Annotated in this window: 6 protein-coding genes, 1 tRNA gene, 1 pseudogene and 1 riboswitch; all 8 genes and pseudogenes read left to right on the top strand. The window is 44.9% G+C overall.

What is annotated here, in order from left to right; translation table 11 throughout:
* Positions 1-119: 119 nt before the first annotated feature.
* Positions 120-196, top strand: a tRNA-Trp gene (locus AC4MRV_RS21045).
* Positions 197-561: 365 nt separating this feature from the next.
* Positions 562-1,944, top strand: a complete 1,383-nt coding sequence (locus tag AC4MRV_RS21040; RefSeq protein WP_491189246.1) for a multicopper oxidase domain-containing protein — start codon at positions 562-564, stop codon at positions 1,942-1,944.
* Between the two features lie 111 nt (positions 1,945-2,055).
* A complete protein-coding gene (crcB, locus tag AC4MRV_RS21035; RefSeq protein WP_005474414.1) occupies positions 2,056-2,439 on the top strand; it encodes a fluoride efflux transporter CrcB in 384 nt (127 codons plus the stop codon).
* 68 nt (positions 2,440-2,507) lie between these two features.
* Positions 2,508-2,606: riboswitch (TPP riboswitch) on the top strand.
* A gap of 125 nt (positions 2,607-2,731) precedes the next feature.
* On the top strand, positions 2,732-4,672 hold the full coding sequence (gene thiC / locus AC4MRV_RS21030) for a phosphomethylpyrimidine synthase ThiC (protein WP_491189245.1): 1,941 nt from the start codon (positions 2,732-2,734) through the stop codon (positions 4,670-4,672).
* Positions 4,672-6,087, top strand: a complete 1,416-nt coding sequence (locus AC4MRV_RS21025) for a thiamine phosphate synthase (RefSeq protein ID WP_491189244.1) — start codon at positions 4,672-4,674, stop codon at positions 6,085-6,087. Before thiC ends, AC4MRV_RS21025 begins: the two co-directional genes overlap by 1 nt.
* Positions 6,074-6,841: a HesA/MoeB/ThiF family protein gene (locus AC4MRV_RS21020; RefSeq protein WP_491189243.1), complete on the top strand. Its 768-nt coding sequence runs from the start codon at positions 6,074-6,076 to the stop codon at positions 6,839-6,841. The genes AC4MRV_RS21025 and AC4MRV_RS21020 overlap by 14 nt, the downstream gene beginning before the upstream one ends.
* A 44-nt stretch (positions 6,842-6,885) precedes the next feature.
* Positions 6,886-7,140 (top strand): sulfur carrier protein ThiS, encoded by a 255-nt coding sequence (gene thiS / locus AC4MRV_RS21015; protein WP_491189242.1) that lies wholly within the window; start codon positions 6,886-6,888, stop codon positions 7,138-7,140.
* Between the two features lie 5 nt (positions 7,141-7,145).
* A pseudogene (locus AC4MRV_RS21010) lies at positions 7,146-7,344 on the top strand (thiazole synthase); the annotation flags it as partial.

The following is a 7,344-nucleotide window of genomic DNA, read 5'->3' as shown; positions in this document are numbered from 1 at the left end:
GGCCTGTCACGCCGGGGGTCGCGGGTTCGAGTCCCGTCCACTCCGCCACTTATTAAGAAGCCTCGCTTACAGCGGGGTTTTTTTTGAATCTAGAGTTTACTCGATTCGAATAACATTTTAGGGGTGTAGCTCCAATTGGCAGAGCAGCGGATTCCAAATCCGCGTGTTGGGAGTTCGAATCTCTCCACCCCTGCCATATTCAAAAGCCTCAGCAGAAATGCTGAGGCTTTTTTGCATTTAAAGTCATGGTATTTGGCTGGATCGCTAGTACGATCAAACCTTTACTAGTATCGACTCAATGCCAGCTTGAGGAGCATTTATTTATGCGAGCCAATTAAACCAGCAAAACAAATTATTCTGGCTCGTGTCACTCAAAGAAAAAGCTCTGTCCATAAACAGGGCTTCTCTATGCTGAGGTAATAGATAGAAGGTTTCCCTAAAACAATAAAGCAGCATGTGTGTACCTTTGTGGGTTAACGCTCCAAATAGAGCTATTATTGAGAATTATTATTATTAACCTGTTACATTTAGTCAGACATTTACTAAAATATCGCTCTGATTATGAATATTTCACGCCGTCAGTTTATTAAGTCGAGTATCGCAATCTCTGCTCTAAGTGTATTGCCTGCATGTACTATCACTCGCTCAAAGAATAGCGAAGGAGCTTATGAGTATGATCTCACAGCAAAGGCTGCTACAGCAGAACTTGTACCCGGCTACGAAACCAAAGTCTTAGGTTTCAATGGTGAGATTCCTGCGCCTACTATTCGTTGTAGGCAGGGAAAAGAAGTGATCATTCGCTTTACCAATGAACTTGAGGAGCCGACGACGATTCATTGGCATGGGTTGCGCATTCCTATAGAAATGGATGGTGTTCCATTCCTTAGCCAACCCCCAATTCTGCCTGGTGAAACCTTCATTTATCGATTTACTCCTCCTGATGCCGGTACATTCTGGTATCACCCTCATATGAATAGCGTAAAGCAACTTGGAATGGGGTTAGTTGGATTAATCATTGTTGAAGAGGCTACGCCAGTTGAGTTTGATGAAGAACATGGATTGATGCTTAAACACTGGCATCTTGGTAGTCAAGGACAGTGGAAGGACCTCATGATACCCCGTTTGAGTGCGCGTATGGGCACTCCAGGTGAATGGAGTAGTGTGAATGGTGTTCATGAACCAATTTACCAACTGAAAGCAAATGCGACCACTCGTCTGCGCATAGCGAATGTCGATAATACGATCACTTATCCAATCCAAGTTAAAGGAGTCGAGGCGTGGGTTGTTGCTATCGATGGAAACCCAATAAAAACACCTTATGTGCTTGTAAGGCATAAGATCGGTCCAGGAATGAGGATCGATCTCGCCTTTATAGCCCCTGAATCGGGAAAGCGAATTTATATTCATCAAATGAAAGGACGTTTTCCTTTTCCCTTGTGTCAGTTTGATGTGATCGACTCAGAGCTCCCCGATCAAGCTTCGATCCCTGCTCTTCCACTAAACCCTTTATCGGAACTGTCTTTAGATACAGCACAAGAGGTAGATTTTGTTTTCGAGTGGGAAGGGGCTGTGACGCCTGTTGATAATGATGGGAAAGCAGTTCCGACATTTTGGCTCACGAACAAAAGGGCTTGGGAGGGGATGAGTAAAGATAATATTCCCGCTCCACTTGTGTCTTTAGAATTGGGTAAGACATATATTTTTAATCTACGCAATGTTACTCAGTATCACCACCCTATCCATATTCATGGCCACACTTTCACTGTATTGGAACTAGATGGTAAGAAGGTTCCAGAACCCTTCCACACTGACACTGTACTATTAGGTAAGAATGGCACTGCTAAAGCGGCTTTCGTCGCAGATAACCCAGGCCGCTGGATGTACCATTGTCACGTTATTGAGCACATGAAAACCGGTTTGATGGGATACATTGAAGTAAAGTGACGCCTGTAACTTTTGAAATTTAAAACTTTGATTGAGATAAGTTAGCCATTTTATGATCGATAAATAGCGAGTAAAAGCTACAATAGTGAGCAGTTAAATATGGGGGGGGTCATGGGACAACTGTCTATTCTTGGATTTATTGCACTAGGTGGTGCATTTGGTGCGTGTTCTCGTTACCTAATTTCTGAACTGTGTGTTGTATTGCTAGGGCGAGGTTTTCCTTACGGTACGCTAACTGTTAATGTGGTTGGCTCTTTCATTATGGGACTGCTCATTGCAGCTTTCGAAAATGAGCTGATTGCAACTGAGCCTTGGCGTCAAATCATTGGCCTTGGTTTCCTTGGAGCATTAACAACTTTTTCAACATTCTCTATGGATAATGTCCTTTTGATGCAGCAAGGTGCCTTTTTTAAGATGGGACTTAATGTGCTGCTTAACGTTGTTCTGAGTATCTCTGCTGCGTGGATTGGATTCCAGTTACTTATTAAGAGTTAGCAATACACTTCTTTCGTCATTTTTTATACAGGTCGGCTTGGTTTAACCAAGCCGATTTTATATACTGATTTCACTTGTCGGAGTGCCATAAGGCTGAGACCGTTAATTCGGGATCCGTTGAACCTGATCAGATTAGAATCTGCGAAGGGAACAGGAGAAGAGATCACTATATTTCCCCGTCAGTGATCTATCTATATTCAAGCAACACATTTCGTGGTGTCTTGAAAACTCTTGTCGCATCTTTCCGCCAAGCATTTTTATCCAAACTAATTACAAAGCAAGGAAAAATGCTATGTCGAGTCGCAAGCAAGCGAGACTGGAAGCAAAACAGTTCATTGATACACTCTCGGTACAACCGTACCCAAATTCAAGCAAAGTCTACGTAGAGGGTTCACGTCCTGATATTCGTGTGCCAATGCGTGAAATATCACTCGCTGATAGCCTTATTGGAGGCACAAAAGAAGCGCCTATTTTCGAGCCTAATGAGCCAGTACGCGTTTACGATACCTCGGGTGTATACACAGATCCAGAACACACCATAGACCTCTACAATGGCTTACCTAAGCTGAGAGAAGGGTGGATTGAAGAGCGTGCCGATACTGAACTACTCGAAGAAGTAAGCTCGGTATACACCAAAGAGCGCCTAGAAGATGAAACGCTAGACGATCTTCGTTACGGCAATCTACCACGTATTCGACGTGCTAAAGATGGGCAGTGCGTGACTCAATTGCACTATGCTCGCAAAGGTATTATTACTCCAGAAATGGAATATATCGCTTTGCGTGAAAATATGGGGCGAGCTCAATACCGTGATGAAGTGCTGAATCAGCAGCATCCAGGTCAAAGCTTTGGTGCGAACCTACCAAAGGACATTACCGCCGAGTTTGTTCGTAAAGAAGTCGCCGAAGGTCGTGCAATTATCCCTTCTAATATCAACCACCCAGAATCCGAACCAATGATCATTGGCCGTAACTTTTTGGTTAAAGTGAATGCCAACATCGGTAACTCATCGGTGACGTCTTCGATTGAGGAAGAAGTAGAGAAGCTCGTGTGGGCGACGCGCTGGGGTGGGGATACCGTTATGGACCTTTCTACTGGACGTAATATTCACGAAACTCGCGAGTGGATTCTACGTAACAGTCCGGTTCCGATCGGTACCGTACCAATGTACCAAGCGCTTGAGAAAGTGAATGGTGTTGCGGAAAACCTTAACTGGGAAGTGATGCGCGATACTCTGATTGAGCAAGCAGAGCAGGGCGTTGACTATTTTACTATCCACGCCGGCTTACTACTTCGCTACGTACCAATGACAGCAAAACGCGTTACTGGCATCGTTTCTCGTGGTGGTTCCATCATCGCGAAATGGTGTTTGGCGCATCACCAAGAAAGCTTCTTATATACCCACTTCCGAGAGATTTGTGAAATCTGTGCTAAGTACGATGTCGCACTCTCTCTAGGTGATGGTCTGCGTCCGGGTTCGGTTGCTGACGCTAACGATGAAGCGCAATTTGCTGAGCTTCGTACCCTTGGTGAGTTAACCAAGATTGCGTGGGAATACGACGTTCAGGTCATTATCGAAGGTCCTGGTCATGTTCCAATGCACATGATCAAAGAGAACATGGAAGAGCAGCTAGAGCACTGTCATGAAGCTCCATTCTACACGCTTGGTCCACTGACTACAGACGTTGCTCCTGGTTACGACCATATTACTTCAGGTATCGGCGCTGCCATGATTGGTTGGTATGGCTGTGCGATGCTTTGTTATGTAACGCCTAAAGAACACCTTGGCTTACCTAACAAAGAAGACGTAAAGGTAGGCATGATTACTTACAAGCTTGCTGCTCATGCCGCTGATTTGGCGAAAGGGCATCCTGGAGCACAAGTGCGTGATAACGCGCTTTCTAAAGCTCGCTTCGAGTTCCGCTGGGAAGACCAATTCAATTTGTCACTCGACCCAGATACTGCTCGCGCTTTCCATGATGAGACTTTGCCTCAAGAGTCTGGGAAAGTTGCTCACTTCTGTTCGATGTGCGGACCAAAGTTCTGCTCTATGAAGATTTCGCAAGAGGTACGAGAGTACGCAAAAGACACTGAGCAAGTGGCTGCGGATCAAGCTATTTCGATCAAGATGCTTGATGACCCTTTGGAAGGTATGCGTCAAAAATCGCAAGAGTTCAGAGATACGGGTTCTGAGTTATACCACCCAGCAGCACATGCCGAGGTGAGCGATTAATGATAAAAATCCTAATTCCGTCATCACTGATTGAACTGACAGGTTTAGTTCAAAATTGTTTGTTGTTGGCGAATGAGCAGGGTTTTAGCATTGAAGACATTGAGTTGGGTGTGAGCCCAACTCAATCTATTCTGCTTGTTCGCGACCAACAGATTGCACACATAAGGACAGATCTCATTGACGTATATGACTCTGAACATGAGAGTTCATTTGTGCTCTATTACCGCTCTGTTTTATCGGTAGAAGCGTGTGCAAAGCAACCGTCGAAAGCTATTTATATTGGTATTGCTGATACTCCGAATTCCGATAAAAAGGAGAATGAGCTTCAGCTTGATATCTGGCGTCATCCAATTAATGATGAAGTGAGAGCGCTTTCCGTTGAGTCCAAACTCAACGCAATGTTCGACCCCGAACATCACCTTGCTTGGATAGTTACACTGACAGTTCTCGATTTTCCTATCGAAGATGCGTTAACACTTGCTCGAGGAATGTTAACTCAACAAGCGAATGTTTCACGTGAAACACTATCGAATGACAACCTTGAAGAGGGGAAGTTAACGCAGTGGGCTGACCATTTTGATTATTTCCCCACACCTGTACTGGAAGATCACCGACTCGGTATTCAAGTTGGTTGGTCAGCACAAGGAGAGAGCGTTAGCTTTCCATCTCTAACTAAGCAAAGTCTAGGGCTCTATCCAGTCGTTGATGATGTCGCTTGGATTGAGCGTTTACTGCCTTTAGGCATTAACACAATTCAACTACGAATCAAGAACCCACAACAAGCCGATTTGGAACAACAGATCATTCGAGCAATTGAGCTAGGTCGTCAGTATCAAGCACAAGTGTTCATCAATGACTACTGGCAGTTGGCAATCAAGCATAGCGCTTATGGTGTTCATCTCGGACAAGAAGACATTGAAGAATCGAATTTAGCTCAGCTAACTAAAGCCGGCATTCGTCTTGGCCTTTCTACTCATGGTTATTATGAGCTACTGCGCATCGTACAAATTCATCCTAGTTACATCGCGCTAGGGCATATTTTCCCAACCATCACAAAACAGATGCCATCGAAACCACAAGGTTTGGTGCGCTTGGCTCTGTATCAAAAGCTGATTGATAGCATTCCTTATGGAAACACAGAGTCGGTTTTTCGTCCTGCAAAAGACAAAGCAGTTAGTGACTATGTGCTTGGCTTTCCGACGGTCGCGATTGGTGGAATTGACCAATCTAATGCAGACCAAGTTTGGCAAACAGGTGTTTCTAGTTTGGCAGTTGTGCGAGCTATTACGTTGGCAGAATCACCTCAGTCCGTCATCGAGTTCTTCGCACAACTGATGAAGGAAAGGCAGCTAACGTTTGCTGATCAGAATAGTGAATTGACGCATACCAAGAGAGGCGAACATGCTCACGGATAAGCAGTTCCTTCGCTATCAACGTCAAGTTGCTCTGCCTGAAATTGCTGAAATTGGGCAAGAGCGTTTGAGCAAATCGCATGTGCTGATCATCGGTTGTGGTGGATTAGGGAGCGCAGCGAGTTTGTACTTGGCATCAGCGGGCGTTGGTAAATTGGTTGTGGTTGATGATGATGAAGTTGATAGCAGTAACCTACAACGCCAGATCATTTATCGTGAACAAGACCTCCAAGTTGCAAAAACAAAAGCGACTGTCAAGCAACTGACTGACCTTAATTCTATGGTTCAAATTCGCGCTCTCAATAAGCGATTGGACAAAGCACAGCTGCAGCTTGAGGTGATGCTGGCGGATGTGGTGTTGGACTGCACCGATAACATGCCAACGCGCCAGCTCATTAACCAAGTTTGTTTCGAGCAAAATACGCCACTCATCTCGGCGGCGGCAATTGGTTGGCAAGGGCAATTCGCTGTCTTTGATTACCAAACATCAAGTAAACAACAAGTGCAGAGTAAAGCCTGTTACCGCTGTTTGTATCCGTTCGACGAATTACCACAAACTCAAAAGTGCAGTGACAGCGGTGTCGTCGGTCCGGTGGTGGGCACACTTGGTAACTACCAAGCGATAGCGGCGATTCAAAAACTGGCGACGGGAAAGTTTCATGTCGATACTGCCAAGTTACACCTGTTCGATGGATTGAAGCTGCAATGGCAAACCATGACGATAAGCAAAGACAAACAGTGCGAAGTGTGTGCTTAGATTTAGCTTACGAGTAATGGGTAGAATTAAGAGAGTTGGAAGCAATGACGTTATCAGAACAACAAACAACACAAATGACCTCTACTGACTTAGATGTGATCACCATTGTCATTAATGACCAGTCACATCAAGTCGCCAGTAAGTCGAATCTACAGCAAATCATTAGCCAATTTGCGCTGCCTGAAATGGGCTGTGTTTTTTCAATTAATAACAATGTTGTGCCGCGCAGTGAGTGGGCTAGCACAGTTCTTTCACAGGGAGATAGCATCTCTTTGTTTCAAGCGATCGCAGGGGGTTAGCGTCGATGCTTAAAATTGGTGATAAACAATTCGAATCAAGACTGTTTACGGGAACAGGGAAGTTTGCCAACAGCCGATTGATGGCAGACGCGATTAAAGTGTCGGGATCTCAACTTGCGACTATGGCGTTAAAGCGTGTGGATGTGAATGACCAACAAGACGATATTTTGCTGCCGTTAGTACAAGCGGGGGTGAACTTATTGC

Source organism: Vibrio sp., assembly GCF_984391705.1.
This window is presented reverse-complemented; position numbering and strand designations above follow the sequence as displayed.

Bases quoted from the DNA above. Each gene is read 5' to 3' on its own strand.
- AC4MRV_RS21025 (WP_491189244.1), top strand. From the start codon at position 4,672: ATGATAAAAATCCTAATTCCGTCATCACTGATTGAACTGACAGGTTTA.
- thiC (WP_491189245.1), top strand. From the start codon at position 2,732: ATGTCGAGTCGCAAGCAAGCGAGACTGGAAGCAAAACAGTTCATTGAT.
- AC4MRV_RS21040 (WP_491189246.1), top strand. From the start codon at position 562: ATGAATATTTCACGCCGTCAGTTTATTAAGTCGAGTATCGCAATCTCT.
- crcB (WP_005474414.1), top strand. From the start codon at position 2,056: ATGGGACAACTGTCTATTCTTGGATTTATTGCACTAGGTGGTGCATTT.
- thiS (WP_491189242.1), top strand. From the start codon at position 6,886: ATGACGTTATCAGAACAACAAACAACACAAATGACCTCTACTGACTTA.
- AC4MRV_RS21020 (WP_491189243.1), top strand. From the start codon at position 6,074: ATGCTCACGGATAAGCAGTTCCTTCGCTATCAACGTCAAGTTGCTCTG.